General features: G+C 64.7%; 21 protein-coding genes. 11 read left to right on the forward strand and 10 right to left on the reverse strand.

Features of this window, described 5'->3' with window-relative positions; genetic code table 11:
• Positions 1-119 precede the first annotated feature (119 nt).
• From AC3WL2_RS14560 to AC3WL2_RS14580, 5 genes are all read right to left on the reverse strand, one after another.
• Positions 120-1,715 (reverse strand): alpha/beta hydrolase-fold protein, encoded by a 1,596-nt coding sequence (locus tag AC3WL2_RS14560; protein ID WP_102682741.1) that lies wholly within the window; start codon positions 1,713-1,715, stop codon positions 120-122.
• A 7-nt stretch (positions 1,716-1,722) separates the two neighbouring features.
• Complete coding sequence (locus AC3WL2_RS14565) at positions 1,723-4,086, reverse strand: TonB-dependent receptor (protein ID WP_102682742.1); 2,364 nt, start codon at positions 4,084-4,086, stop codon at positions 1,723-1,725.
• A 78-nt stretch (positions 4,087-4,164) separates the two neighbouring features.
• The gene (locus tag AC3WL2_RS14570) at positions 4,165-5,127 is read right to left on the reverse strand and encodes a FecR family protein (protein ID WP_102682743.1); all 963 of its coding nucleotides are present in this window, start codon (positions 5,125-5,127) and stop codon (positions 4,165-4,167) included.
• Complete coding sequence (locus AC3WL2_RS14575; protein ID WP_102682744.1) at positions 5,120-5,653, reverse strand: RNA polymerase sigma factor; 534 nt, start codon at positions 5,651-5,653, stop codon at positions 5,120-5,122. Before AC3WL2_RS14575 ends, AC3WL2_RS14570 begins: the two co-directional genes overlap by 8 nt.
• 83 nt (positions 5,654-5,736) lie before the next feature.
• Positions 5,737-6,795, reverse strand: a complete 1,059-nt coding sequence (locus tag AC3WL2_RS14580; RefSeq protein WP_102682745.1) for a glycerophosphodiester phosphodiesterase family protein — start codon at positions 6,793-6,795, stop codon at positions 5,737-5,739.
• 142 nt (positions 6,796-6,937) lie between these two features.
• Here AC3WL2_RS14580 and AC3WL2_RS14585 point away from each other — a divergent pair, with 142 nt between their 5' ends.
• The 4 genes from AC3WL2_RS14585 (at position 6,938) to AC3WL2_RS14600 (ending at position 12,170) form a co-directional block, all read left to right on the forward strand.
• On the forward strand, positions 6,938-7,954 hold the full coding sequence (locus AC3WL2_RS14585) for a DUF4917 family protein (RefSeq protein WP_102682746.1): 1,017 nt from the start codon (positions 6,938-6,940) through the stop codon (positions 7,952-7,954).
• A 77-nt stretch (positions 7,955-8,031) separates the two neighbouring features.
• Positions 8,032-8,553 (forward strand): RNA polymerase sigma factor, encoded by a 522-nt coding sequence (locus tag AC3WL2_RS14590; RefSeq protein WP_102682747.1) that lies wholly within the window; start codon positions 8,032-8,034, stop codon positions 8,551-8,553.
• Positions 8,550-9,497, forward strand: a complete 948-nt coding sequence (locus AC3WL2_RS14595; protein ID WP_102682748.1) for a FecR family protein — start codon at positions 8,550-8,552, stop codon at positions 9,495-9,497. Before AC3WL2_RS14590 ends, AC3WL2_RS14595 begins: the two co-directional genes overlap by 4 nt.
• Positions 9,498-9,617: 120 nt before the next feature.
• Complete coding sequence (locus tag AC3WL2_RS14600; protein WP_102682749.1) at positions 9,618-12,170, forward strand: TonB-dependent receptor; 2,553 nt, start codon at positions 9,618-9,620, stop codon at positions 12,168-12,170.
• A 33-nt stretch (positions 12,171-12,203) separates the two neighbouring features.
• Here the strand turns inward: AC3WL2_RS14600 and AC3WL2_RS14605 are convergent, their stop codons facing one another.
• The 4 genes from AC3WL2_RS14605 to AC3WL2_RS14620 all read right to left on the reverse strand — a co-directional run bounded on the left by AC3WL2_RS14605 (position 12,204) and on the right by AC3WL2_RS14620 (position 15,064).
• Positions 12,204-12,698, reverse strand: a complete 495-nt coding sequence (locus tag AC3WL2_RS14605; RefSeq protein ID WP_102682750.1) for a helix-turn-helix transcriptional regulator — start codon at positions 12,696-12,698, stop codon at positions 12,204-12,206.
• On the reverse strand, positions 12,698-12,970 hold the full coding sequence (locus AC3WL2_RS14610; protein ID WP_102682751.1) for a hypothetical protein: 273 nt from the start codon (positions 12,968-12,970) through the stop codon (positions 12,698-12,700). The genes AC3WL2_RS14605 and AC3WL2_RS14610 overlap by 1 nt, the downstream gene beginning before the upstream one ends.
• Before the next feature lie 166 nt (positions 12,971-13,136).
• On the reverse strand, positions 13,137-14,357 hold the full coding sequence (locus tag AC3WL2_RS14615) for a class I SAM-dependent methyltransferase (RefSeq protein WP_102682752.1): 1,221 nt from the start codon (positions 14,355-14,357) through the stop codon (positions 13,137-13,139).
• A gap of 98 nt (positions 14,358-14,455) precedes the next feature.
• On the reverse strand, positions 14,456-15,064 hold the full coding sequence (locus tag AC3WL2_RS14620) for a TPM domain-containing protein (RefSeq protein ID WP_102682753.1): 609 nt from the start codon (positions 15,062-15,064) through the stop codon (positions 14,456-14,458).
• Positions 15,065-15,266: 202 nt separating this feature from the next.
• Between AC3WL2_RS14620 and bglX the strand changes: the two genes are divergently transcribed.
• The 7 genes from bglX (at position 15,267) to AC3WL2_RS14655 (ending at position 25,008) form a co-directional block, all read left to right on the forward strand.
• Positions 15,267-17,558, forward strand: a complete 2,292-nt coding sequence (bglX, locus tag AC3WL2_RS14625; RefSeq protein ID WP_102682754.1) for a beta-glucosidase BglX — start codon at positions 15,267-15,269, stop codon at positions 17,556-17,558.
• A gap of 111 nt (positions 17,559-17,669) precedes the next feature.
• Positions 17,670-19,427, forward strand: coding sequence for an ATP-binding protein (locus AC3WL2_RS14630; RefSeq protein ID WP_102682755.1), 1,758 nt, complete (start codon positions 17,670-17,672; stop codon positions 19,425-19,427).
• Entirely contained in the window at positions 19,421-20,755 is a 1,335-nt protein-coding gene (locus tag AC3WL2_RS14635) for a sigma-54-dependent transcriptional regulator (RefSeq protein WP_102682756.1), read from the forward strand. The genes AC3WL2_RS14630 and AC3WL2_RS14635 overlap by 7 nt, the downstream gene beginning before the upstream one ends.
• Positions 20,756-21,024: 269 nt before the next feature.
• Positions 21,025-22,344: an MFS transporter gene (locus AC3WL2_RS14640; protein WP_102682757.1), complete on the forward strand. Its 1,320-nt coding sequence runs from the start codon at positions 21,025-21,027 to the stop codon at positions 22,342-22,344.
• A 126-nt stretch (positions 22,345-22,470) separates the two neighbouring features.
• On the forward strand, positions 22,471-23,622 hold the full coding sequence (locus tag AC3WL2_RS14645; RefSeq protein WP_102682758.1) for a Fic family protein: 1,152 nt from the start codon (positions 22,471-22,473) through the stop codon (positions 23,620-23,622).
• 335 nt (positions 23,623-23,957) lie between these two features.
• Positions 23,958-24,284: a hypothetical protein gene (locus AC3WL2_RS14650; protein ID WP_102682759.1), complete on the forward strand. Its 327-nt coding sequence runs from the start codon at positions 23,958-23,960 to the stop codon at positions 24,282-24,284.
• A gap of 118 nt (positions 24,285-24,402) precedes the next feature.
• Entirely contained in the window at positions 24,403-25,008 is a 606-nt protein-coding gene (locus AC3WL2_RS14655) for a flavin reductase family protein (RefSeq protein WP_102682760.1), read from the forward strand.
• Here the strand turns inward: AC3WL2_RS14655 and AC3WL2_RS14660 are convergent, their stop codons facing one another.
• Positions 25,009-25,242 carry a hypothetical protein gene (locus AC3WL2_RS14660; RefSeq protein ID WP_102682761.1) on the reverse strand — a complete coding sequence of 78 codons (234 nt, stop codon included), beginning with the start codon at positions 25,240-25,242 and terminating at the stop codon, positions 25,009-25,011.
• Positions 25,243-25,276 lie beyond the last annotated feature (34 nt).

Raw genomic sequence — 25,276 nt, forward strand, 5'->3', positions numbered from 1 at the left:
GCGATCCCACTTGGGCGGGCGGGTGCCAGGCGATGGTCTTGCAGCGCTCTCAAAATCGAGCGCCGCCCGCGCGGCGCTCGATCTCATAGACGCAGACGATCCATCGTTGAAAACTTGCGTTACGGCACACAAGCCCGCGCAACAGCCCGTGTCCCCTGCCCAAGCAAGCTGATCAACCCACAGGGCAGGCTCCCCCGCCACTGCAGATAGTCATGCCCAGCCGGAAACTCCACCTGTTCCACACGGTACCCTTTGGCCAGCAACACATCGCGCAAGTGGCGGTTGGTGTCGAGAATTTTCGGCCCTTCGAACAGACCCGACTGTAAGTAGAACCGCAACGGCTGGCGTGGTGCCTTGACGTACTCACGGGTCAGCCAGCCAGATTCGTCACCGGCCATCGGCCACCAGTAGGAACCGGACATGCTCAGCACATTGCCGAACAACTCCGGGTGCCTGAGGCCCAGGTAGGCCGACGCCAGACCGCCATAGCTCGACCCTGCCACCACGGTGCGCGAGGCTGGTGCCGCGAGCCCCTGGTGGCTGGCCCAAGGCATCAGTTCCTCGGCCATGAACCTTGCGAACAGTGGGTTGGGCGGCAACTCCCGCTCACGGCTTTCGCTGCTGGGGTTGGCGATGATCAGCGCTGCGGTGGGCGGGATCAGGCCGTCGGCGATCAGGTTATCGAGTATCGTCGGCGTCGGCACCTGCCGGGTGTAGGCATGGGCATCGAACAGCACCAGCAAGGCCTGGTCGACCTTGCCCGGGCGCCAACCTGCCGGGCGGTAGAGGTAGATGTCGCGCTCGTTGCCCAGCACCTCGCTGGCCAGGCGCTTGCGCTCCAGGCTGCCACGGGCTACCCCGGCACGCTCGGCCACCCACGGCTGGGGCGGCGCATCCGCAAGTTCCAGCCGTGAACGCGACAACCAGGCGTCGCCACTGCCGTCGGCGAAGGTATTCGGATTCAACGGATCGCGCCGGGTACTGGCCAGGATCACCCGGCGGTCGTCGGACACCGGTACATCCGGTGCCATCTGATAACTCAGGCGGGTCGTCGCAGGTACCTCGAAACTGTGGAACCAGACATCGCTCGCGCCCAGCCGGGACAGCGGTTCGTGATTGCCTGTGGGGGCACCGAACATCCTCACGTTGTCCCGTGCCCCGCGCCAGAGGAAGGTGACCAGGCGCTTGCCGGGTTGCCCAGCAATGGCCTCGACCAATGGCGTTCCCTCAACGGCACGGGCCTGCCAGAAGGCTTCGCTGGTGCCACCCGTTGCCAGGTGCTGCTGCAGGGCGTGCAGGGTCGGGCTGAGCAGCGCCGCCGGCGTACGGTGTTGCTCGCCGACAGGCAGGACCTGCTCCAGGCTCAGGCTGAAACGCGCCGCCGGGCGGATCGCCAGGGGTTCGGCGCGCACCGCGTAACGACCATCCTGCGCCGCGACGAACAGGAACTCGCGGGGCTGGTCCAGGCCGTCGATCAGCAGGCGCAACGGACGCCCGTCGGCATCCAGCAGGCGCAGGCTGACGTCGCCGTCGAGCCGACCACGCACCAGGTCCCCGGCCTTGAGCGCCAATTGCCAGGCTGGCGGATACGCTGCGCCGACCTGGCCGGCAACTGGTTTTCCCACCTCGAGATCGGCGTACGCACCCGCCAAGGCCAGATTCGAATAGAGCGTGGCCAGCAGGCATGCTCCGCCCAAGCGCTTCAATCGCTGCATGCTCACCTCAGAAGTCGACGCTGGCGGAGAGTTTGAGCGTGCGCGGTTCGCTGACAGTCGCATAGCCATCGTTGAACACACCGGCCCAGTAGGCGCGGTTCTCGACGTTTTCCAGGCTGGCGCGCAGGGTCACGTCCTTGCTCAGCACCTTGGTCGCATAGCGTGCGCCCAGGTCATAGCGGGTCCACTGCGGGATCTTCAACTGGTTGGCGGAATCGAGGTACTGAGAACTGCTGTGAATACCCAGGGCGGTCAGGGTCAGGCCCTCGACTCCAGGCAGGTCCCACTCGGCGCCGAGGTTGGCCGACCAGGCCGGCACGCCGCGGGCGGTGTTGCCGTCCATGGCGCCATTGGCGGTCTTGCTCAGCACCGCGCGGGTATAGGTCACGCCACCGAGCAGGCGCACGCTGGGAGCGACTTCGCCGAACATCGTCCACTCCACGCCACGGTTGCGCTGCTCGCCGTCATCGGTGTAGCGATTGCTGGGCTTGTCGTAGATCATGCTGGGCTTGTCGATCTGGAACACCGCCAGCGTGTGGGTGAAGTCGCCCAGGTCCCACTTCACCCCGGCCTCCATCTGCTTGGCGACATAGGGCGCGAACTGCTCGCCATAGTTGGCGGCCTTCTGGTCGGTGACCATGCCACCCTGGGTCAGGCCCTCGATGTAGTTGGCATACAGCGATACCGGCGCCTCCCAGGGCTTGAGCACGATACCCACGGCGGGGGTCAGCTTGCGCTCGTCGTACGAAGGGTTGCTCATCTTTTGCCGCACCCGCTGGGAACGCACCCCGAGGGTGAGCAGCACACGCTCGTCCATGAAGCCCAGGGTATCGGCCACGGCAAAGCTCAACAGGGTGTTGTCGCCGGTCTTGCTGCTGCTGCCGTGGTCACCCGCGATGATCGCCTTGCCCGGGTGGTAGATGTTGGTGGGGTACTTGGCACCGGTGACCGTCGGCGCACGGCCGATGTCCTGGTGCAGCAAGGTGGTGCTGAGCACCAGTTGGTGGCTGACCGGACCGGTCATGAAGTTGCCGCGCAGGCCGGCCTCGGTGGAAAGACTGTGGGTGTAGCCGGCCTGGTTGTAGGTTTCCCCCGTGGCCGTGCCGTCGGCCTTGTTCACCACCACCCGGGTGCCGTTGAGGAAGCCATCGTAGCGGGTGCGGGCGCCACCGACGCTGGCGTAGGCGGTCCAGCTGTCATCGAGCTGGTACTCGCCACGCACCACCACGGCCTTGCTGATCTGCCGGGCGTGGATGCCTTCGAGGATGTTGGTGTCTGGCTTGGGTGCGCGGGTTACCTGATTGAGGCCGCTGAAGCCGGCCATCATCGGGCTGCCGTTCTCCAGTTTCTCGTGGCTTTCGTAGGCATCCAGCTCGAGCTTGAAGTCGTCCCCTCGGTAATCCAGTGCCAACGCCGCCAAGGTGCGGTCCTTGGACTGCTCGTCGACGCCGGTGTCGCCACTGCCGTAGACACCATTGAACCGAATGCCGAAGCGCCCCTCGGCAAAGCGCCGTCCGACATCGATATGCTCGGCGACATAGCCATCGGACACGTAGCTGCTGGTCAGCCGCGTAAGCGGTGTGTCGCCGGCACGCTTGGGCACCAGGTTGACCACCCCACCTACGCCACCGTTGGGCGCCATGCCATTGAGCAGCGCCCCCGGCCCTTTGAGCACTTCGACGCGCTCGAGGAATTCAGTCGGCACATGGCCATCGGGCGCCAGACCGTAGAGACCACCCAGCGCCAGCTCGGTGGAGTCCAGCGCATAGCCACGGATCATGAAGTTCTCGTAGGCATGCCCTTCGCCGGTGCTGAAGCGGATCGACGGGTCGTTGCGCAGTACTGCGCCGACCGTGCCGCTTTGCTGGTTCTCAATGGTCTTGGCGGTGTAGGCGGTGACGCTGAAGGGGGTGTCCATCAAGTCGCGGTTGCCCAGCATGCCGATGCGCGCGCCGCGGGCGACCTGGCCGCCACTGTAGCTTTCCGGCAGGTCGCTGTTGAAGCCAGAGGCATTGACCGTGGTCGTCCCCAATGTCAGGGCGCCCTGGTCGGTCGGGCCGCGCAAGATGATCACGCCGTTTTCCTCCAACGCCACCAGGTCGCTGCCAGCCAGCAGTTGGCTCAGCGCCTGCAACACTGTGTAGCGCCCCTGCAAGGCAGGCGTGCTGCGCCCGGCCAATACACGGCTGTCGGCGGCAATCGCCACTCCCGAGGCATGGGCCAGGGCATGCACCGTGGCCTCCAGCGACTGGCCCGGCAAGTCGAGGTTCAGCGGCTGGCTATCAGCCAGGGCCAGGCCGCTGCCACCCAGGGCGCAGGCCAGGGCCAGGCGCCGCAGGGGACCGGGGAAGCGGGAGGTGAAAAGCGACATGATCAGTCCTTGCAGGAGGTGGGTTCACAGCTGATGACGCGGCAGTGGCGGTTTACCCCTCAAACGATTTTCAGAGGATCAGCGCGGCACGATCAGACGTTGCCCACCCAAGGCCTGCACGCTGACCGGCAGGATGCCCGGCAAGGCATCGAGCAATACCTCAGGCCGGTCACTGGGGAAACTCCCGGTCAATCGCAGGTTGACCAGCCCGGGATCGACCTTGACGGCCTGCGCGGCATAAGCGTTCAGCTCACCGATCACCTCGACCAGCGGTTGGTCGGTGAACGACCACCAACCGCGCTGCCAATGCGCCTGGTCGGGCCCATACTGGCCACCGGCGCGCAGGCTGCCCAACCGCCCTTCGCCCTCCAGGCAGATGCGCTCGCCAGCCTGCAGCACCTGTTCGCCGCCCTGCAGGTCGCGTACCTGCACCCGCCCCCTGGCTACGGCCACCTGGACCTGACCACCCCGGTCGCTGACCGTGAACGCGGTGCCCAGCACCTCTACCACGCCGAGGCGGGTACTGATCAGGAATGGCCGCCACAGCTCATGAGCCACATCGAAGAAGACATTGCCGTGCAGCAGCAGGACCTGGCGCTGACCGTGATCGAAGCGCACGCGCAGGTTGCTTTCGGCCGCCACCAGCAACTGGCTGCCATCGGGCAATGCCAAGGCCTGCGGCGTTTGCGCGTGGGCCGTCTGCAGGTCCTGGCCGAACGCTGCGGTGCGCTTGTACATCCAGCCCAGCCAGCCACCTGCGGCCAGCAGCAAGGCCAGCGCGCCGCCCTGGCGCAGCGCCCGCCGACGCCCCGCATCACAAGCTTGTGGTTGCAAGACGCCACGCAGTTGCGGAGCGAGGCGATGAACCAGTTGCCAGCGCTGCTCGGCCTCCAGCCAGGCGCGCTCATGCTCGGCGCTGCGTCCACGCCAGCGCTGCGCCAGGCCATGGGTCTTGCGCACGCGTTCGGGATCATCCCCTTGCAACGCCGCCAGGTAGACCAGCGCCTGCTGCACCTTGCGTGGCGCGGCCGGCTCAGTCATGACGGCTCGCCAGGCGCAGTTCGGACAGGTCGAAGACCGCCCGGGCGATATGCAGCTCGACCGACTTGGCCGACAGCCCCAGGGCCTCGCACACTTCACGGTGGCTGTGGCCGTGCAGGCGCACGCGAACGAACACTTCGCGGCGAAGTTTGGGCATGCGTTCGATGCGGGCAATCAGGTGCTGCAGCTGTTCGCGCGCGATCATGATCTCTTCCACGCTGGGGCTGAGCCAGTCGGCCCGTGCCAGCCAGTCTTCCAGCGCCGCCAGTTCGGTGCTACGCCGACGGTGCTGGTCGATGCACAAGTTGCGCGCCGCCTGGAACAGCAAGGCCCGGGCATTGATTACCGGTGCGTTGAGCGCATGGGCGTACGCCTGGACGAAGCTGGACTGGGCAATATCAGCGGCGTCATCAGGGTTGCGCAGCCGCCCGCAGAGGTAGCGGCGCAGATCACTGTAATGGGCAAGCAGGTCGTCGACGGCTGCCTGGAGGGCTGGCCGGGCCTGCCAACTGGAAAGGGAGGTCATTGCAGATGTGGCGAAGGCCGTTAATAGGAATTCCTATCATTCTCACACATGTCAATCGGCCATCGCCAGCATCATGTTGCCGATCAGTAACCCAGCTTGCGCAGCAACTGTCCTTCGTTCTGTGGCATCGGTCGTTTATAGAAACGCATCAGCTCACCGGCACGGTTGGTGAAGATGCCGTCGACGCCGGCTTTCATCGCCTTGTCGAAATCCACCGCCTCGTCGAGGGTGTATACGTGCACCAGCAGCCCCTTGTCGTGGCTGGCCTGGTTCATCCACGGCTGGATCAGGTCGGAGTAGCTCTGCTCGCCAAGGTGGGTACGGATTGCCGAAGGGCCGGTACCAATGGCGCCGCCGGCCTTGGCATAGTCGAGCCAGCGCTGGAACTCGGCACGGTCCTTGGGTTGCTGACGGGCGTAGAAGGCCGACTTGTCCTGCTCGCCGGATTCGTCGAAGTCTTGCCCCGAGGCGGGTTCGATGCTGCCCTTGGCCACCCACAGCAAGAGGATCTTCGGCACCTGCGGCATGGCCTCGTGCAGCAGCTTGAGGCTGTTGCGATCGAAGGTCTGCAAGATCACCTTGCCCGGCTTGTCGAGCCAGCCACGGGCCTCGAGGCGTTTTTTCAGGTCCTGCTCGATACCGGGAAACTGCGCCGGCTCCTTGGTCTCGATGTAAAGGCCCGGATGACGCTCGGGGTTGCCTTCGGCGATATTGATCACTTCGTCCAGGGTCAGAATGCGCTGGCCCTTGAACGCTTCGCGGGCACGCTCTGGATAGGCCTTGTTGAACCAGCTGCCGGCGTCCAGCGCCTTGAGTTCGGCCAGGGTGAAGGCGCTGACCGGGCTCGCCTTGCGCTCGGGGTAACGTTCGGCGACGTCGCTGGTGCGTGCCAGCACATCGTCGTGGACCACCACCAGCACGCCATCGCGGGTGCGCTGCAAGTCCATTTCCAGGTAGTCGGCGCCCAGTTCGCGGGCCAGCAGGTAGGCGGGAGTCGTGGACTCGGGAGCATCGAACGAGGCGCCACGGTGAGCGATCACGGCCGGATGCGGGATGTCCTGGGCCTTGGCGAGGGCCTTGCCGTCGGAGGCCTGGGCCGCGGTACTCGCCAGCAAGGTGGCCAGGAGAAGGGTCTTGTACATGGGTAGTCCTTTGCAGATCGGGGCCGGCCCCTGGAAGACGCCGGCAAGGTCAACGGTGCAGTCCTTGAGGGCGCAAGCCTCGCACACTCTGCATGACATGCTAAAGTCCCCGGCGTTTTCCGCCCCACCCAATGGACCGCCCATGCCCGCACTCGACGCCCACTTGCCCACCTGGGCCGACCTCAACCAGCGCCACCCCAGCACCGCCCTGCTGCTGGGCAATGGTGCCAGCCGCGCGCTGTGGAAACCGTTCGGCTACTTCTCGCTGTTCGAGGAAGCCCAGCGGGTGCGGCACAAGGCTTTGGGGGTGAGCGACCAGGCACTGTTCAAGGCCCTGGGCAGTGAGCTGTTCGAGCCGCTGCTCAGCACCCTGAACACCACCGTGCGGGCCAACGCCGCGCTGGCGATCAACGCCACCGCGCCGCTGAACCGCTACTACTCGATCAAGGAAGCGCTGATCCACGCGGTGCGCGCCGTGCACCTGCCCTGGCCGCGCTTCCCAAGCGCGACGCGTACGGCCATCAACCACGCGCTGCGCCAATACCGCAGCGTCTACACCAGCAACTACGACCTGATCCTGCCCTGGGCCGTGGCCGAGGATACGCAAGGTTTCGCCAACCTGTTCGACGAACAGGGTTTCTTCGACGTGCGCCGCAGCCAGGCCGACGGTATCCGCATCCTGCACCTGCACGGCGGCATGCACCTGCTCAAGCTGCCTGACGGCAGTACCCGCCGACGCAGCGCGGAACAGGCCGAACTGCTCGAAGGCTTCGCCGTGAACATTCCCGGCGAAGTACCGCTGTTCGTCAACGAAAGCCGCAGCGAAGACAAGCTGCGCGCCATCCGCAACTCCGACTACCTGTCCTGGAGCCTGGGACAGCTGGCCCGCGAACACGACGGACTATGCTTGTTCGGCCAGCACCTGGACACCAGCGACCAGCACCTGCTCGACGCCATCCGCCTGGCTCGGCCCAAGCACCTGGCCATCGCGATCCGGCCGCTAAGCGAGGCCTCGGTCATCAACCAGAAGCAGCACTTCATTGATCGCTTTGGCGATCTTTCGCAGGTTCCGCTGCACTTTTTCGATGCCTCCAGCCACCCCCTAGGCTTGGCTGAACTGGCCATCCCCGTTCCGGCCACACAGGATCGACGGCGCTGAGCCGCACACTTTGCAAATGTAAATAATTCTCGATAAGATCCGCACCCTTTCCTTCCCGCCAGCCCCGGAAAGCGTGCATGCAGCGCCCCAAACCCGACCCCGTCGCCCACGGTTTCTATGCCGACATCCTGCATTTCCTGCGCAAGCGCATGGACAATGCCAGTGACGCCGCGGACATGACCCAGGATGTGTTCGCCCAATGGCTGGGTTACCGGGATCGGGCCAAGGTGGAGCAGCCGCGCGCGTTCCTGTTCCAGGTGGCACGCAACCTGCTGAGCGACCATTGGCGCAGGCAGAAGGTGCGCCATGCGGCGCTGGCCGACGACACCCTGCCCGAGCAGCAGAGCGCGCCGGCCAATGACCCCCTGGACCATGCCCAACAGCAACAACGGCTGGATCAATTGCGTCAGGTGCTCGCAGAACTCTCGCCGCGACGCCGCGAAGCCCTTATGCTGCACCGTTTCGAAGGCCTGACCCAGGCCCAGATCGCCGAACGCATGAACATTTCCGTCAGCATGGTCGAAAAGCACATCGCCGCCGCCCTGCTGCAATGCAAGCAACGCCTGGACAGTGACAACGGCACGGAGCAGTTCCCATGACCCCCACCGACGAGCTCGACCCGCGCCCGATCGACGCCCAGGCGGCGAGTTGGTTCAGCCGCAACCGCAACCAGCCGTCACGGCAAGACCGCAAGGCATTCGCCCGGTGGATGCAGACGCCCGAGCACACCCGCGCCTATCGCCAGTTCGAACAGCTGTGGGATGACCTGGCCGCACTCAAGCAAGCCAATCGCCCCGTACCCTTGCCGGTATGCCGGGCGCCACGCTGGCGCCCGGCCCTGGCCACGGCGGCGGCCCTGCTCTGCGCCATACTGGCCGGCAACCTGGGCGCGGGCAGCGAGGCCTTCAGCAAGCGCATCAGCGCCAGCCAGGCCCTGCAGGTGCTGCAACTGCCCGATGGCAGCCAACTGCACGTCAACGCCCAGACCCGCCTGCGCCTGGACTTCAGCGCCGAACAGCGGCTGATCCAGCTCGAACACGGCCAGCTGTATATCGAGGTGGCGCCCGACAAGGAACGGCCGTTGTTCGTCGATGCGGGCAGCGGCCACGTGCGCGTGGTCGGCACCGGCTTCGATGTGCGCCGGGGCGACCGCGAACTGGTGGTGACGGTCGCCCACGGCCAGGTGGCGTTCGACACCCCCGGCGAGCGACAACCGCCGTTGTTGCTCGGTGCCCGCCAGGGCGCCACCTACGACCTGGCACGCGGCACCCTGACCCACCGTGAACTGGGCGAACAACAGGTGGCCGACTGGCGCGAGGGCCATGTGAGCTTTCGCAACCGCGAACTGGCAAGCCTGATTGACGAGCTCGGCCTGTATCGCCAGCAGCCGGTGGTGCTGGCCGACCCGACGCTTGGCCGCTACAAGGTGTCCGGCAATCTCGACGTCCACGACCCGGACGCCCTGCTCAATGCCCTGCCCGCCCTGTTGCCGGTCAAGACCACCTTGCTGGCGGACGGGCGCCTGCGCATCGAGCGGCGCTGAAAAAATAATTTGAGAATTTTTATCATTCGCAGGTGAGGTTTTGTCGCAACATCGCGTCTTCCTCCCCGCCTGCCGCGTGATGGCGGGCTTTTTCCGGCCTTTTGCCGTTTGGGGGAAACCATGTTGTCCGCGTTGCGTCCATTGCACTGCCTGCCTGTCCGACCCACATTGCTGGCCCTGTGCCTGGCCATGAGCCTGGCCGCCGAAGCCGCACCGGTACCGTTCGACCTGCCGGCGCAACCGCTGGCGCGCTCGCTGAGCCAACTGGCCCAGCAGGCCAAGGTCCAGCTGCTGTTCGACGAGGCCCTGCTCGGCGGTGCCCAGGCACCGGCGCTCAAGGGCGACTTCGAAGCCGAAGTGGCTATCAGCCGCCTGCTGGTCGGCAGCCGCTTCAACGTGGTGCGCATGGGCAATACCTACGTGGTACGCCTGCGCGAAGACGACCCGACTGCCGACAACAGCCTGCAACTCGGTGCCGTGAGCATCGTGGGTGACGGGCAGCAGGTCGACGCTGGCAACGTCGGGCGCTCGACGCTCGACCAGGAGCAGATCGACCGCTACCAGCCCAGCAACATTCCCAGCGTGCTGGCGACCCTGCCGGGGGTGAACATGGGCGGCTCGTCCAAGCCCGGCGGCCAGACCATCAACATCTGGGGCTTTGGCGACGCCGAGGACGTGCCGATGACCCTCGACGGTGCGCCCAAGAGCGGCTTTGAGCGCTATCAGCAAGGTACCATCTTCATCGAGCCCGAGCTGATCAAGCACATCGAGGTCGAAAAAGGCCCGCACTCGGTCAAGACCGGCAACGGCGGCTTTGGCGGCAGCGTCAATATGGAAACCAAGGACGCCGGCGACTTGCTGCAAGAGGGCCGCAACAGCGGTGCGATGCTCAAGTACGGCTATGGCAGCAACGACCACCAGCAGATCTACAGCTCGGCATTGTTCGGCCGTACCGACGACGGTCGCATCGACGGCCTGGTGTATTACACCAAGCGCGACGGCGGCAACCTGAAGATGGCCGACAGCCTGCCCGACCCCACCGGCAAATGGCCGATCAACCCCCAGCGCATCCCCTACAGCGCCCTGGACCTGGACGGCGCTCTGCTAAAGACCAACATACATTTCACCGACGAGCACAGCCTTGGGCTGTCCTGGGCACAATCGGAAAGCCAGCGCTGGACCACCTTCTCATCGACCGCCTTCAGCACGCCCCCTACTGCGGCGGATATCAAGAAGTACGGCTACGAAGCCGCCCTCAAGCGTTTCCTCGCCAACCGCCGCACCATCGACACCACCTGGTCGGCCACCTACAAGTACCAACCGATCGAGAACCCGTGGGTGGACCTGCAGGTGAAGTACTCCGAATCGGACACCAAGCAGACCGATGAGCGCGACGCCACGGCGTTCTTCCAGCCCGCCACCGGTGGGCGCAAGATGGACACCGAGTACAAGGACCGCATGCTCGATGTGAAGAACACCAGCACCTTCCTCACCGGTCCCCTGGAACATGCGCTCACCGCAGGCGTGCAGGTGCGTCGCCATGACCGCGACACGCAGATGTGGATGCCCGGCAAGACCTACGAAGTACCCAAGTACAACTATGGTCACTACCAGCCGTACTTCATGCCCAGCGGCCAGGTCGACAGCCAGGGCTACTACCTGCAGGACGCCATCACTCTGGGCGACCTGACCATCACGCCATCGTTGCGCTACGACCACGTGACCAACGAGGGCAAGCCCAACCAGGCGCCGTACTACAACAACCCGGAGGCTGGCCACGACTACAGCGACAAGACCTACAGCGGCTGGTCGCCACGTCTGTCACTGTTCTGGAAGATGAACGAACAGACCGCGCTGTTCGCCGACTACAGCAAGACCTGGCGCGCCCCGGTGCTGGATGAACAGTATGAAGTGCAGGGTGTCGGCAGCCGCACCGCCACCAGTCGCAACCTCGACCCCGAGCGCATCACCGGTGTGCGGGTCGGCAGCATCAGTACCTTCACCAATGTGTTCAGCCAAGGCGACAGCGCGCAGATTCGCACCATGGCATTCCACAACAAGGTCACTGACGAGATCTTCAAGGCCACCGGCATCGGCTGCCAGGAGCAACTGGTCAGCGGCGGCACCATTGCCAACACCTGCGGCGACGGGCTGATGGGCAACTACCGCAATATCGGCGATGTGACCTACAAGGGTTTCGAAGTCGAGACCTTCTACGACGCCACCTATTGGTTCGGTGCGCTGTCGTACTCTTGGATGGAGGGTCGCCACGAGGGCGCGTACACCAACCCCTGGGGGCCGGATGTCTGGGCCAAGGATGTACCGGCACCGAAATGGATCACCACCCTTGGCGTAAAGATCCCGGCCTGGGACGCCCGGGTCGGCTGGACCGCGCAGTTCGTCGGCGCCACCCATCACCTGCCCAGCGACAAGTACTTCGAGGGCCCGGCCAGCGCGCTCGGTGACCGCTACTACGACAACTTCGGCAACGAGAAGTACCAGATCCATGGCCTGTTCGCCAACTGGAAACCGCAGCAACCCTATCTCAAGGGCACCGAGGTCAACCTGACCGTGGACAACCTGTTCAACAAGGCCATCCGGCCAGAGCTGTCAGGTGAGAACGCCTATACCCAGGGACGCAATGCCAAGATCAGCGTGACCCGGTTCTTCTGAGCCCGCTGGCAGGCAATGATGCAACGGAGTGCATCACCTGCCGTTCGCCACCCGCTCCTGGGCCCTGGCGACATTCACCTGCATCGCCACGATGGCCAGCTCATGGACTGCCTGGGCGACGGCATGCGTGCCGCGCGCCTGCATCCACGACAGGATGTCGGCGAGGTGCCAGAGCGAGAGCGTGCCGTCATGCACCGGGGCCGGAAAGGTGCGGTGATGGGTGAGCATGAGCTTGCGCATGTTCTGCCGGGAGACCCCCACCAGCTCCGCCACATCGGTCAGGCCGACCAGGTCGGGACTGGCCTCGATCAGCCGGGCATCCGGCAACACTTGCCGCACATCCGCCAGGGCGCTGTGCAGCGCCTCCCGCGCCGTGCCGCCCTCGCGGGCGAAGGCCAGGGCCAGACGGCCCGGTTGGCCGCTACCGACCACTGCATCATCGCAACCGGCCTCCCCCAGGCGCTCGATCAGCGCATCGACGTCCATGTCCTCGGTCAATTGGTATTTGAGGGTGAACTCGTACTCCATCACTTTCGCTCCACTGACTGATTGGCTATCGCGCTTGTCGACGTACAGTTGTCCACGATCCGGCGTAACTGGCGGGCGAAGGTGCCCGGGTTCCTGGGCGTGCTCCACACGCTGGTGATGCAGAACTCGCCGCAGCGGCATTCGCGGTCGTTGTTAGGGCAATAGATCCGCCCCCAGCAATGGCCACCTCGCACGGAGACTCTCCAGCCCCGCGCCTCGGCGTGCGTCAGGGACTGTTCGACTTCCTTGTTTGGATGGAGGGGACGGACCATCGGTTGAGCTCCAGTATGGACATGAGAAAGATGTTGTCAAGTGACAACCAAGCAACGCCGACAGGCGTCATCACAAGCCAGACTAGGTGCCAAGAGGGATGCAACGGGCTCAAAAAGGTCGCTTCGGAAACGACCTAACTGAATTTGTGAAAGTGCTGTAGGTCGATCATCCAGCGATCAGCCCATCCGCCTTCAACAACGTCTCCAGACAATGCTCGCGCACCCCATAGAACGCCTTGAGCTCGGCGATTTTCTCCAGCAGACCCGCATTGTCCTGGGGCTGCCGACGCTTGACCGCAAGGATCATCTTGTTCTTGTTGGTATGCTCGAGCGAGATGAACTCGAACACCTTGGTCTCGTAGCCGCAAGCCTCCAGGTAAAGGGCGCGCAGGCTGTCAGTGAGCATCTCGGCCTGCTGGCCCAGGTGCAGCCCGTACTGCAGCATCGGTTGCAACAGCCCTGGGCTGTGCAACTGCGGGCGGATCTGCTTGTGGCAGCACGGCGAGCACATGATGATCGCGGCGTTGCAGCGAATACCGGTGTGGATGGCATAGTCGGTGGCGATGTCGCAGGCATGCAAGGCGATCATCACATCGATGGCCTCAGGCACCACGCTGCGCACATCGCCGCATTCGAACACCAGGCCCGGGTGCTCCAGGCGCGCGGCGGCGGCGTTGCACAACTCGACCATGTCCGGGCGCAGCTCGACACCGGTGACCTGCGCCTCACGGGCGAGGGTGTTGCGCAGGTAGTCATGCATGGCAAAGGTCAGGTAGCCCTTGCCCGAACCGAAGTCGGCGACCTTCAGGCTCTGCTGGGGGTTCACGGGCGCGTCGCTCAAGGCATGGTCGAAGACCTCGATGAACTTGTTGATCTGCTTCCATTTGCGCGACATGGACGGGATCAGCGCGCCCTGCGCGTCAGTCACCCCCAGGTCGCGCAGGAACGGCCGCGACAGCTCCAGGTAACGCTTCTTCTGCCGGTCATGGCCACCCGCGCCCGTCTCGCGGGGCGCCTGCTGGGCCAGGTGCCGGCGCAGCATCGGCTTGCCCTTCTTGCTGAACTCCAGTTGCACCTCACCGGCCGGGGTGAACAGGTGCGCGTTGCGAAAGCTCTCGGGGAGCAGTTCGGCCACCAGCGCCTGCGCCTCGTCCAACCCCAGGTTGCGAGTAATGTCGCGGGTCTGGTGACGGTAGACCAACGACAGGCAGGCCTGGCCCTTGATCTGCACCGCCTTGGCGATGATCCGCTGCAGGGTCTGGTCGGTACCGACATGACGGGCCAGCACCAGCTTGCTCAGGCTGCCGTCGCCCAGCGCATCGGCGAGCAGGCTCAGGAACTGGGCGCGCGCGTCCGGCGCGCCAGGGGCGGAGGAAGGGGAAGACATGGAAACGGGTGCCTCGAAATGCGGGGAGCGCGATGCGCAATGCCGGGCATTCTACGTCGATGATGCCCCTGGCGAAACATGCCCTTGCTCGCCAACGGTCAGTCGAGAATCACCAGGCGGTTGGGCAGTTCGTTGCGCGCATGGGTCGGGGGTACATGTTCGCTGAGCAGCTCGCCGCAGGCCTCGATACATTCGACGAAACCCTGCAAGGTATGGCCCTGGCGCACCTGGTCGGTGAAACGGGCGACGATCGCCTCGCGCGCCTGCTCGGGCAGGTGCCGGGCGATGCCCTCGTCGACCAGGATCTCGACATGGCGCTCGGCTTCGCTGACGAAGATCAGCACGCCCGTGGCCCCGGCGGTACGCTGCAGGTTGAGCTCGAGAAACTGCTGGCGGGCCAGGCCCGAAGCGCGCCGGCGGCGCAACATCGACGGCACCACCCAGGCAGCCAGGCGCGGATGGCGCAACACCAGGCACAAGCTGATGAAGGTCAGCATCTGCGCCAACAACAGGCCATTGACGCCGATACCACCCAGCCACACATGCAACGCGCCGGGTATCAACAAGGCCAGCAAGGCGGCCCAGATCAACGGCAGGTAGGGGAAATCATCGGCGCGGCGGGCCAGCACGGTCACAAGCTCCGCATCGGTGCGCCGTTCGGCGCGTGCAATCGCCTCGGCGATCTGGCGCTGTTCGTATTCGGTCATGCCTTCGTCTCTCGAGCGTTCTTATCGTTGTTATCCCGGCAATCGGGTGGGCGAGAGTGTATCTCAACAAATGCCTCATATAAGGCATAATCCGCGACTGCGTCGGATCATGGATGAATGATCCACAACACGGCCAGCGGACACGACAACAACAGGCATACGAAACGTCTCGGCCCACCGCTATCACTCGACAACGGAATTGATGATGAAACTGTCTTTGCTGGGCCTGGCCATGGGCCTTGCCAGTCAGGCGGCCCTTGCCGCCCCTATCGCCCCGCCCCTGCAGGACAAGCAGGCGTTCGTCGACCATCTGATCAGCCAGATGACCGAGGCCGAGAAGATCGGCCAGCTACGCCTGATCAGCATCGGCCCCGAGATGCCCCACGCGAAGATCCGCGAGGAAATCGCCGCCGGACGCATCGGCGGCACCTTCAACTCGCGCACCGCCCCGGAGAACCGTCCGATGCAGGACGCGGCCATGCGCAGCCGCCTGAAGATCCCGATGTTCTTCGCCTACGACACCATCCATGGCGAACGCACCATCTTCCCGATCGGCCTGGGCCTGGCCTCGTCCTGGGATATGGACGCCATCGCCAAGGTCGGCCGCACCTCGGCCGTCGAGGCGGCCGCCGACTCGCTGGACATGACCTTCGCACCGATGGTCGACATTGCCCGCGACCCGCGTTGGGGGCGCACCAGCGAAGGCTTTGGCGAGGACACCTACCTGACTTCGAAGATCGGCCAGGTGATGGTCAAGTCCTTCCAGGGGTCGAGCCCGGCCAATGCCGACAGCATCATGGCCATCGTCAAGCACTTCGCCCTGTACGGCGCCGTGGAAGGGGGCCGCGACTACAACACGGTCGATATGAGCCTGCCGAAGATGTACAACGACTACCTGCCACCCTACCGCGCCGCGCTCGACGCCGGTGCTGGCGGGGTAATGGTGGCGCTGAACTCGATCAACGGCGTGCCGGCCACGTCCAACACCTGGCTGATGAACGACTTGCTGCGCAAGCAGTGGGGCTTCAAGGGCGTGACCATCAGCGACCACGGCGCCATCCAGGAACTGATCCGCCATGGCGTGGCCCGTGACGGCCGCGAAGCCGCCAAGCTGGCGATCAAGGCCGGCATCGACATGAGCATGAACGACACCCTCTACGGCGAAGAACTGCCTGGGTTGTTGAAGTCCGGTGAGGTCAGCCAGGCAGAACTGGACCAGGCAGTGCGTGAAGTGCTGGGCGCCAAGTACGACATGGGTCTGTTCAAAGACCCCTACGTGCGCATTCCAAAGCCTGAGACCGACCTGAAGGACTACTACGCCGAGGACCGCCTGCACCGCGAAGCCGCGCGTGACGTGGCACGCCGCGGCCTGGTGCTGCTGGAAAACCGCGAGCAGACCCTGCCCCTGAATAAGGCCGGCACCATCGCCGTGGTCGGCCCACTGGCCGATGCGCCGATCGACATGATGGGCAGTTGGGCCGCCGACGGTAAACCGCAGCACTCGGTGACCGTGCGTGAAGGTTTGCGCCGCGCCGTCGAAGGCAAGGCCAAGCTGGTGTACGCCAAGGGCTCGAACGTCACTGGCGACAAGGCGATGTTCGATTACCTGAACTTCCTCAACTTCGACGCCCCGGAAATCGTCGACGACCCGCGTCCGGCCGCGGTGCTTATCGACGAAGCGGTCAAGGCCGCCAGGCAATCGGACGTGGTCGTGGCCGTGGTCGGCGAGTCCCGGGGCATGTCCCACGAGTCCTCAAGCCGCACCACCCTGGAGATCCCCGCAGTACAACGCGACCTGATCAAGGCGCTCAAGGCCACCGGAAAACCCCTGGTGCTGGTGCTGATGAACGGCCGTCCGCTGTCGATCGCCTGGGAACGCGAGCAGGCCGACGCCATCCTCGAAACCTGGTTCAGCGGCACCGAAGGCGGCAACGCCATCGCCGACGTACTGTTTGGCGACTACAACCCGTCCGGGCGGCTGGCCATCACCTTCCCGCGTTCGGTCGGGCAGATCCCGATGTACTACAACCACATGCGCATCGGCCGCCCGTTCACCCCAGGCAAGCCGGGCAACTACACCTCGCAGTACTTCGAGGAGCCAAACGGCCCGCTGTATCCGTTCGGCTACGGCCTGAGCTACACCAGTTTCGAACTGTCCGACCTGACCTTGTCGCAGACCGAGCTAAAGCGCGGCGCGACCCTCAAGGCCAAGGTCGTCGTGAAGAACACCGGCAAGCGTGACGGCGAGACCGTGGTGCAGCTGTATATCCAGGACCAGAGCGCGTCGATGAGCCGCCCGGTGAAGGAGCTGAAGAACTTCCAGAAGCTGATGCTCAAGGCCGGCGAGTCGCGAACCTTGACTTTCGACATCAGTGAGCAGGATCTGAAGTTCTACAATGGCCAACTGCAGCACGTTGCCGAGGCTGGCCAGTTCAACGTGCAGGTCGGCCTCGATTCCGAAGCGGTGCAACAGCAGAGCTTCGAGCTGCTGTAAGCCAGACCCGGCCCCATCGCGGGACAAGCCCGTTTCCACACATCACGCTGTGGAAGCGGGCTTGCCCCGCGAAGAGGCCGGCACAGACAACCGCAACCCCGGATCCGCCCCATGCCCTCATCCTTCCGCACCCTGCGCCTGGGTTTGATCATCCTGCTGATCCTGGTCGGCACCACACTCAGCGCCGGCTGGGCCATGCACCAGGCCAAGCGCGAGGCGATGGCAACCGACGCCCGCCGGGCCGGCCAGCAACTGGGCCTGTATGCCAACGCCCTGCATACCCTGATCGAGCGCTACCGTGCATTGCCTGCGGTACTGGCGCTGGACCCTGAACTGATCGCCGCCCTGCGCGGCCCGGTTACCGAACAGGTGCAGGACGCCCTGAACCGCAAGCTCGAACGCATCAACGGCGCCGCCAACTCTTCCACCCTGGAGCTGTTGGACCGCACGGGCCTGGCCATCGCGGCCAGCAACTGGCGCCTGCCGACCACCTATGTCGGTTCCAACTACGGCTTTCGCCCCTATTTCAAACAGACCCGCAGCCAGGGCAGTGGCCGCTTCTACGCCGTCGGCGTGACCAGCGGCGTGCCAGGTTATTTCCTGGCGAGCGCGGTGAACGATGAACATGGCCGCTTCCTCGGCGCCATGGTGGTCAAGCTGGAGTTCCCGGAGCTCGAGCGCGAGTGGCGCCAGGGCAACGACATCCTGCTGGTCAGCGATGCCCGCGGCATCACCTTCATTGCCAACCAGGACGGCTGGCGTTACCGCGAACTGCAACCGCTGTCCGGTGCCGACCGCGCCGAGCTGGCGGAGACCCGCCAGTACGACAAGCAGCCGCTGGTGCCCCTGCAGCACCAGGCCCTGACTCGCTTCACCGACACCAGCCACCTGACCCGCGTGCAAGGCCCGGATGGCACCGCCGAGTACCTGTGGGAGCGCCTGCCCCTGGAGGCCGAAGGCTGGACCCTGCACCTGTTGCGCAAGCCGCAGGTCGCCGAGGATGGGCGCAACGCCGCCCTCGCCGCCGCGGCGATCTGGCTGAGCCTGGTGTTCGCCGCGCTGTTCGTCAGCCAGCGCCTGCGCCTGGCCCGTCTGCGTCAACGCAGCCGCGAGGAGCTCAAGCGCCAGGTCGAGGAGCGTACCCGCGAGCTGCGCACGGCCCAGGAAGGCCTGGTGCAGTCGGCCAAGCTGGCGGCGCTGGGGCAGATGTCGGCCGCGCTGGCCCACGAGATCAACCAGCCTCTTACCACCCAGCGCATGCAACTGGAAACCTTGCGCCTGCTGCTTGATCATGGCCGTCATGACGAAGCCCGCCAGGCCCTGGAACCGCTCGAGCAGATGCTCAGTCGCATGGCCGCGCTCACCGGCCACCTGAAAACCTTCGCCCGCAACAGCCCCGGAGGCCTGCGCGAACGCCTGGACCTGGCCACCGTGGTCGACCAGGCATTGCACCTGCTGGACACCCGCATGCGCGCCGAAAACGTCGAGGTGGCGCTGTACCTGGCGCGCCCGGCCTGGGTCCGTGGCGATGCGATCCGCCTGGAGCAAGTGCTGATCAACCTGCTGCGCAACGCCCTCGACGCCATGGCCGACAAGCGCTACAAACGCCTGGAGATCCGTATCGAGGCGGACGATGCGCAGTGGCGCCTGAGCGTGCTCGACTCCGGTGGCGGCATCCTCGACACCGACCTTTGCCGGGTCTTCGACCCGTTCTTCACCACCAAGCCGGTCGGCGAGGGCCTGGGCCTGGGCCTGGCCATCTCCTACGGCATCGTCATCGATGCCGGCGGCCACCTGCAGGTCGAGAACCTGCCGGGGGGCGCCCGCTTCAGCCTCACCCTGCCCCGCGACCTGGAGACGGTATGTTGAATTCAGTGATCGTTGTCGATGACGAAGCCAGCATCCGCGCTGCGGTGGAACAATGGCTGAGCCTGTCAGGCTTCAACGTGCAGCTTTTCGAGCGTGCCGAGGAGTGCCTGGCGCAACTCCCGGCGCACTTTCCCGGCGTGATCCTCAGCGACGTGCGCATGCCCGGCATGTCCGGTCTGCAGTTGCTCGACCGGCTCCAGCAGGCCGACCCCGACCTGCCGGTGATTCTGCTCACCGGCCACGGCGATGTGCCCATGGCGGTGGAGGCGATGCGCAACGGTGCCTACGACTTTCTGGAAAAGCCCTTTACCCCACAGCACCTGATGGGCAGCCTGCGCCGGGCCCTGGAAAAACGCCAGCTGGTCCTGGAAAACCGCCGCCTGCATGAGCAGGCCGACCTCAAGGCCCAGCTGGAGAACACCTTGCTGGGCATGTCCCAGGGGTTGCAGCAACTGCGCCGACAGGTGCTGGAGCTGGCCAGCCTGCCGGTCAACGTGCTGATCCGTGGCGAAACTGGCAGCGGCAAGGAGCGCGTGGCGCGCTGCCTGCACGACTTCGGCCCGCGCGCCGACAAACCCTTTGTCGCGCTAAACTGCGCGGCCATCCCCGAAACATTGTTCGAAGCCGAACTGTTCGGCCATGAAAGCGGCGCCTTTACCGGCGCTCAGGGCAAGCGCGTCGGCAAGCTGGAGTACGCCAATGGCGGTACGGTGTTCCTCGACGAGATCGAGAGCATGCCCCTGGCCCAGCAAGCCAAACTGTTGCGGGTGATCCAGGAGCAGAGGCTTGAGCGCCTGGGGGCTAACCAGAGCATCGCCGTCGATCTGCGCATCATCGCCGCGACCAAACCGGACCTGCTTGAAGAGGCCCGTGCTGGACGCTTTCGCGAAGACCTTGCGTACCGCCTCAACGTTGCCGAGCTGCGCCTGGCACCGCTGCGCGAGCGCCGTGAAGACATCCCGCTGCTGTTCGAACACTTCGCTCGCACCGCTGCCGAACGCCTGGGCCGCCATGCCCCACCGGTCGGCGGAGGACGATTGGCGCAGCTGCTGGCCCACGACTGGCCGGGCAATGTGCGTGAGTTGGCCAATGCTGCCGAACGCCATGCCTTGGGGCTGGATTCACAGAACCTTGAGAGCCTGCCAGGCGGGCAGTCGCTGGGCGAACAGATGGAGGCGTTCGAAGCCCAATGCTTGCGTGCGGCGCTGCGCCAGCACCGGGGCGAGATCAAGGGGGTGATGGAGGCGCTGCAACTGCCGCGGCGTACGCTGAACGAGAAGATGCAGCGCCATGGCCTGGTGCGTGAGGACTTTCTCGGCAACGAATGAGCGGATTTCCGCTTATCGGTCCAGGCAAATGAGCGGAAGTTCGCTCACTGCATGCTGAATCGCCGGGACTGCCTAGCAGCCCATCGCTGGCAAGCCAGCGCCCCCCAGGCACCATGCAAGCCAGATACGGTGGGAGCTGGCTTGCCAGCGATAGGGCACAAGACGCCCCCAAATGGACCACCAAGCACCCATTTGGCACACCTCCTGCAAAACCCTTCTCAAGCTGCGCCCCGAGCGCGCTCCACAAAAACAACGAGAAGGTATCCCTGATGGATAACGCCAGCATTCTGCCCACCGGGGCGGCCGTTGCGCCCGCCGCGGAAAAGTCCACCGCCAGCCGCCTCAAATCGATCTTCAGTGGTTCCATCGGCAACATGGTCGAATGGTACGACTGGTACGTCTACGCCGCATTCTCGCTGTACTTCGCCAAGGCTTTCTTCCCCGCCGGCGACACCACCGCCCAACTGCTCAACACCGCCGCAATCTTTGCCGTGGGCTTCCTCATGCGCCCGATCGGTGGCTGGCTGATGGGCCTGTACGCCGACCGCAAGGGCCGCAAGGCGGCGCTGATGGCCTCGGTGCTGCTGATGTGCGCCGGCTCGCTGGTCATCGCGCTGACGCCGGGCTACGAGACCATCGGCGTCGCCGCACCGGTCCTGCTGGTGATCGCCCGCCTGATGCAGGGCCTCTCGGTAGGGGGTGAATACGGCACCTCGGCCACCTACCTGAGCGAGATGGCCAGCAAGGAGCGCCGCGGCTTCTTCTCCAGCTTCCAGTACGTCACCCTGATCTCCGGCCAGCTCATCGCCCTGGCGGTGCTGATCGTCCTGCAGAACACGCTGACTACCGAGGAGCTGTACGCCTGGGGCTGGCGCGTACCCTTCGTGATCGGCGCGCTGTGCGCGGTGGTCGCCCTGTACCTGCGCCGTGGCATGGAAGAGACCGCCTCCTTCACCAAGAAGGAAAAGTCCAAAGAGAACCTGATGCGCACCCTGATGCGTCATCCCAAGGAACTGATGACCGTGGTCGGCCTGACCATGGGCGGTACCCTGGCCTTCTACACCTACACCACCTACATGCAGAAGTACCTGGTCAACACCGTAGGCATGAGCATCAGCGACTCGACCACCATCTCGGCGGCCACGCTGTTCCTGTTCATGTGCCTGCAGCCGGTGATCGGCGGCCTGTCCGACAAGATCGGCCGGCGCCCGATCCTGATCGCCTTCGGTGTGCTCGGCACCCTGTTCACCGTACCGATCCTCAGCACCCTGCACACTATCCAGACGTGGTGGGGCGCGTTCTTCCTGATCATGGCCGCATTGATCATTGTCAGTGGCTACACCTCGATCAACGCCGTGGTGAAGGCCGAGCTGTTTCCCACCGAGATCCGCGCCCTGGGCGTGGGCCTACCCTACGCGCTGACCGTGTCGATCTTCGGCGGCACCGCCGAGTACGTGGCCCTGTGGTTCAAGAGCAACGGCATGGAGACCGGTTTCTACTGGTACGTCACCGCCTGCATCGCCTGCTCGCTGCTGGTGTACGCGACGATGAAGGACACCAAGCAGCATTCGCGGATCACCACTGACTGATCCCTGCTCGCCAAACGTGAAAAAGGGGCGCTACGGTTGACGGAGCGCCCCTTTTTAATAGGCGCGCGCCAAACAATAGCGCTATTCGGCTCACAACATGAGCTGAATAGCGCTATTATTCGGCTCATGACCTCAAAACAGCACACCGCTGCAGACACCTTCTGGGTGTGGCAGCAGGCCGACTGGCCCGGCTTTCGCTGGAACGAGTCGCAACTTGCCCCCTTGCTCAGGGACTGCGTCCAGGCGCAGGGTTGCCTGCTGGGCAGAGCGGGAGCAGTGACCGAGGCCAATGCCAACCTGGACACGCTCGATACCCTGTTGCAGAACATTGTCACGTCCTCGGCCATCGAGGGTGAACAGCTGAATGTGGAGTCCGTTCGCTCCTCCCTCGCCCGACGGCTTGGCATTGCCGAGCCGGGAACAACCACGACACGCAGCGAGGGCCTGGCCGAGCTGATGGTGGACGCGACCATGGGCTATGTTCGCCCACTGGATCAGCCGCGCCTGTTCCTCTGGCACCGCTGGCTGTTCCCCGAAAACGACGACTCGCTCGCACCTCCCCTGCCAATCGGCGCATGGCGCGACCATGCCCCGATGCAGGTGATATCGGGGCGTATCGACAAGCCCAAGGTGCATTTTGAGGCACCGCCACGCGCCGGCCTGGAGCAGCAGGTGCAGCAGTTCCTCGACTGGTTCGAGAGCAGCCGCCATGATCGACAACTCGATCCCCTGCTGCGTGCGGGCCTGGCCCATTTCTGGTTCGTCACCCTGCACCCCTTCGCCGATGGCAATGGCCGCCTGACCCGCGCCATCACAGACCTGGCATTGGCCCAGGGCGAGCAGCGAGCGGTGCGTTTCTACGCCATGTCCAGCAGTATCCTGGAAGATCGCTCCGGCTACTACGCAGCCCTTGAAAGCAGCCAGCGCGGCGATCTGGACGTCACACGCTGGCTAGCCTGGTTCCTTGCCACCTTGCTGCGCAGCCTCCAGCAGGCGCTGGTGCGCATTGACCGGGTGCTGGCCAAGTCGCGCTTCTGGCTGATCCATCGGGGCGATGGTTTGTTGCCCGAACAGGTCAAGGTGCTCAATCGACTGCTCGATGGCGGGTCTCGCGGCTTCGAGGATGGCATCAGCGCCAGCCAGTACCAGACCGTGGCCAAGGTCTCCAAGGCCACGGCCACCCGGCACCTGGCCGACCTGCTGCAGAAAAACTGCCTGGTTCGTCTGCCCGCTGGCGGGCGAAGTACCCGCTATACGGTGAACACCCAAGCGACCTGACGCTTGCACGAAATGACGCTACCGGACCAGGTGCAAGCCGCCTTGCGGTCTGTGCATGCCTCCCCAGGAACCGCTGCCGCCACGCCTTAATTTCCCATTAATTGTCTGGGCACACGCTGATATGGCCCTGTCGTCGGTCTGCGCTTTTCATTCTTGAGTTCTAGGGCTGATCGGCGAGCAGGGCGCCAGAAGACTGCATTGAAGGTCATTCACGCCCTGACCAATCTAATTATTAGATCTTTATCCATTATTTTTTGCGCTTTTTAATCAAATTTGCAGGCGTAATATTAAACCCATAGAAACAACAACCCCTGGCACTCATCGGAGCAACGACCATGAAAAACAAACTGATCCTTTCCCTCGCCCTGTCGGTACTGGCTACTGGCGCCTTCGCCGAAGACGGTTTCGATCGCACCAACGCCCACACCTTTGCCGCTGCACAGACCCAGTCGGCCAACTACGCAGAAGATGGCTTTGATCGTACTGGCGGCCAGCGCTTCGCCGAAGACGGCTTCGACCGCACCGGCGGCCAGCGCTTCGCCGAAGATGGCTTCGACCGCACCGGCGGCCAGCGCTTCGCCGAAGATGGCTTCGACCGTACTGGCGGCCAGCGCTTCGCAGAGGATGGTTTCGACCGCACCAACGGCCACCGCATCAGCTGATCACTGATGCGCGCTACCAGCCCGGCTTCGGCCGGGCTTGATCATTTGCAGTTGAGCCAAGCCTTGGCACACTAGGCGCCTCGTCCCCCACCAGGAAGGGCCTCGCGGCCTTGCGCAGATGTACTACTACGAACCCGCCAAAGGCCACGGCCTGCCCCACGACCCGTTCAACGCCATCGTCGGCCCTCGGCCCATCGGCTGGATCTCCAGCCACGATCGCGAAGGCCGCCTGAACCTGGCGCCCTACAGCTTCTTCAACGCCTTCAACTACATCCCACCGATCATCGGTTTCTGCAGCGTCGGGCGCAAAGACAGCCTGAACAACATCGAGCAGACCGGCGAGTTCGTCTGGAACCTGGCTACCCGGCCGCTGGCCGAGCAGATGAACCAGAGCTGTGCCGCGGTGGCGGCAGATATCGACGAGTTCGCGCTCAGTGGCCTGACCCCGGCCCTGTCCAACGTGGTCAAGGTGCCACGCGTGGGCGAGAGCCCGGTGAGCTTCGAATGCAAGGTCAGCCAGATCGTCCAGCTCAAACGCGCCGACCAGGAACTTGTCCCCAGCTGGCTGATCCTCGGAGAGGTAGTGGCGGTGCACATTGCCGAGCACCTGCTCAAGGACGGCATCTACGACACCGCCGCCGCCGAGCCGATCCTGCGTGGCGGCGGCCCGGCCGACTACTTTGCGCTGGGCGAGCTGTTCAAGATGGCCCGTCCACAGGTCTGATCAGAAGAGCAGTTCGCCTTCCTCGCCTACACCCTGCAGGCGTTCGAGTTCAGCACAAGCGGCCTCGTCGGCCGCGAGCGCCGACTGGAACACCTGCCCGTCGAGCACTTTGTGAAAGCGCGGCGCACCGCCCATGCCCAGGGCCTTCACGGCGATCGCCGCGTGGTAGCCGCCGCCTTGCACCGGGACCATCGCCGAGACCGCTTCGAAGTGGGGGAATTCTTTACGTGCCATGCTGCACTCCGCCTGAATGATGTAGGGGCGGCAT

The sequence above is a fragment of the Pseudomonas sp. FW305-96 genome (genome assembly GCF_058783825.1).

Excerpts from the sequence above, each read along its gene's own strand:
- AC3WL2_RS14560 (WP_102682741.1), bottom strand. The coding sequence starts at position 1,715 with ATGCAGCGATTGAAGCGCTTGGGCGGAGCATGCCTGCTGGCCACGCTC.
- AC3WL2_RS14565 (WP_102682742.1), bottom strand. The coding sequence starts at position 4,086 with ATGTCGCTTTTCACCTCCCGCTTCCCCGGTCCCCTGCGGCGCCTGGCC.
- AC3WL2_RS14570 (WP_102682743.1), bottom strand. The coding sequence starts at position 5,127 with ATGACTGAGCCGGCCGCGCCACGCAAGGTGCAGCAGGCGCTGGTCTAC.
- AC3WL2_RS14575 (WP_102682744.1), bottom strand. The coding sequence starts at position 5,653 with ATGACCTCCCTTTCCAGTTGGCAGGCCCGGCCAGCCCTCCAGGCAGCC.
- AC3WL2_RS14580 (WP_102682745.1), bottom strand. The coding sequence starts at position 6,795 with ATGTACAAGACCCTTCTCCTGGCCACCTTGCTGGCGAGTACCGCGGCC.
- AC3WL2_RS14585 (WP_102682746.1), top strand. The coding sequence starts at position 6,938 with ATGCCCGCACTCGACGCCCACTTGCCCACCTGGGCCGACCTCAACCAG.
- AC3WL2_RS14590 (WP_102682747.1), top strand. The coding sequence starts at position 8,032 with ATGCAGCGCCCCAAACCCGACCCCGTCGCCCACGGTTTCTATGCCGAC.
- AC3WL2_RS14595 (WP_102682748.1), top strand. The coding sequence starts at position 8,550 with ATGACCCCCACCGACGAGCTCGACCCGCGCCCGATCGACGCCCAGGCG.
- AC3WL2_RS14600 (WP_102682749.1), top strand. The coding sequence starts at position 9,618 with ATGTTGTCCGCGTTGCGTCCATTGCACTGCCTGCCTGTCCGACCCACA.
- AC3WL2_RS14605 (WP_102682750.1), bottom strand. The coding sequence starts at position 12,698 with ATGGAGTACGAGTTCACCCTCAAATACCAATTGACCGAGGACATGGAC.
- AC3WL2_RS14610 (WP_102682751.1), bottom strand. The coding sequence starts at position 12,970 with ATGGTCCGTCCCCTCCATCCAAACAAGGAAGTCGAACAGTCCCTGACG.
- AC3WL2_RS14615 (WP_102682752.1), bottom strand. The coding sequence starts at position 14,357 with ATGTCTTCCCCTTCCTCCGCCCCTGGCGCGCCGGACGCGCGCGCCCAG.
- AC3WL2_RS14620 (WP_102682753.1), bottom strand. The coding sequence starts at position 15,064 with ATGACCGAATACGAACAGCGCCAGATCGCCGAGGCGATTGCACGCGCC.
- bglX (WP_102682754.1), top strand. The coding sequence starts at position 15,267 with ATGATGAAACTGTCTTTGCTGGGCCTGGCCATGGGCCTTGCCAGTCAG.
- AC3WL2_RS14630 (WP_102682755.1), top strand. The coding sequence starts at position 17,670 with ATGCCCTCATCCTTCCGCACCCTGCGCCTGGGTTTGATCATCCTGCTG.
- AC3WL2_RS14635 (WP_102682756.1), top strand. The coding sequence starts at position 19,421 with ATGTTGAATTCAGTGATCGTTGTCGATGACGAAGCCAGCATCCGCGCT.
- AC3WL2_RS14640 (WP_102682757.1), top strand. The coding sequence starts at position 21,025 with ATGGATAACGCCAGCATTCTGCCCACCGGGGCGGCCGTTGCGCCCGCC.
- AC3WL2_RS14645 (WP_102682758.1), top strand. The coding sequence starts at position 22,471 with ATGACCTCAAAACAGCACACCGCTGCAGACACCTTCTGGGTGTGGCAG.
- AC3WL2_RS14650 (WP_102682759.1), top strand. The coding sequence starts at position 23,958 with ATGAAAAACAAACTGATCCTTTCCCTCGCCCTGTCGGTACTGGCTACT.
- AC3WL2_RS14655 (WP_102682760.1), top strand. The coding sequence starts at position 24,403 with ATGTACTACTACGAACCCGCCAAAGGCCACGGCCTGCCCCACGACCCG.
- AC3WL2_RS14660 (WP_102682761.1), bottom strand. The coding sequence starts at position 25,242 with ATGGCACGTAAAGAATTCCCCCACTTCGAAGCGGTCTCGGCGATGGTC.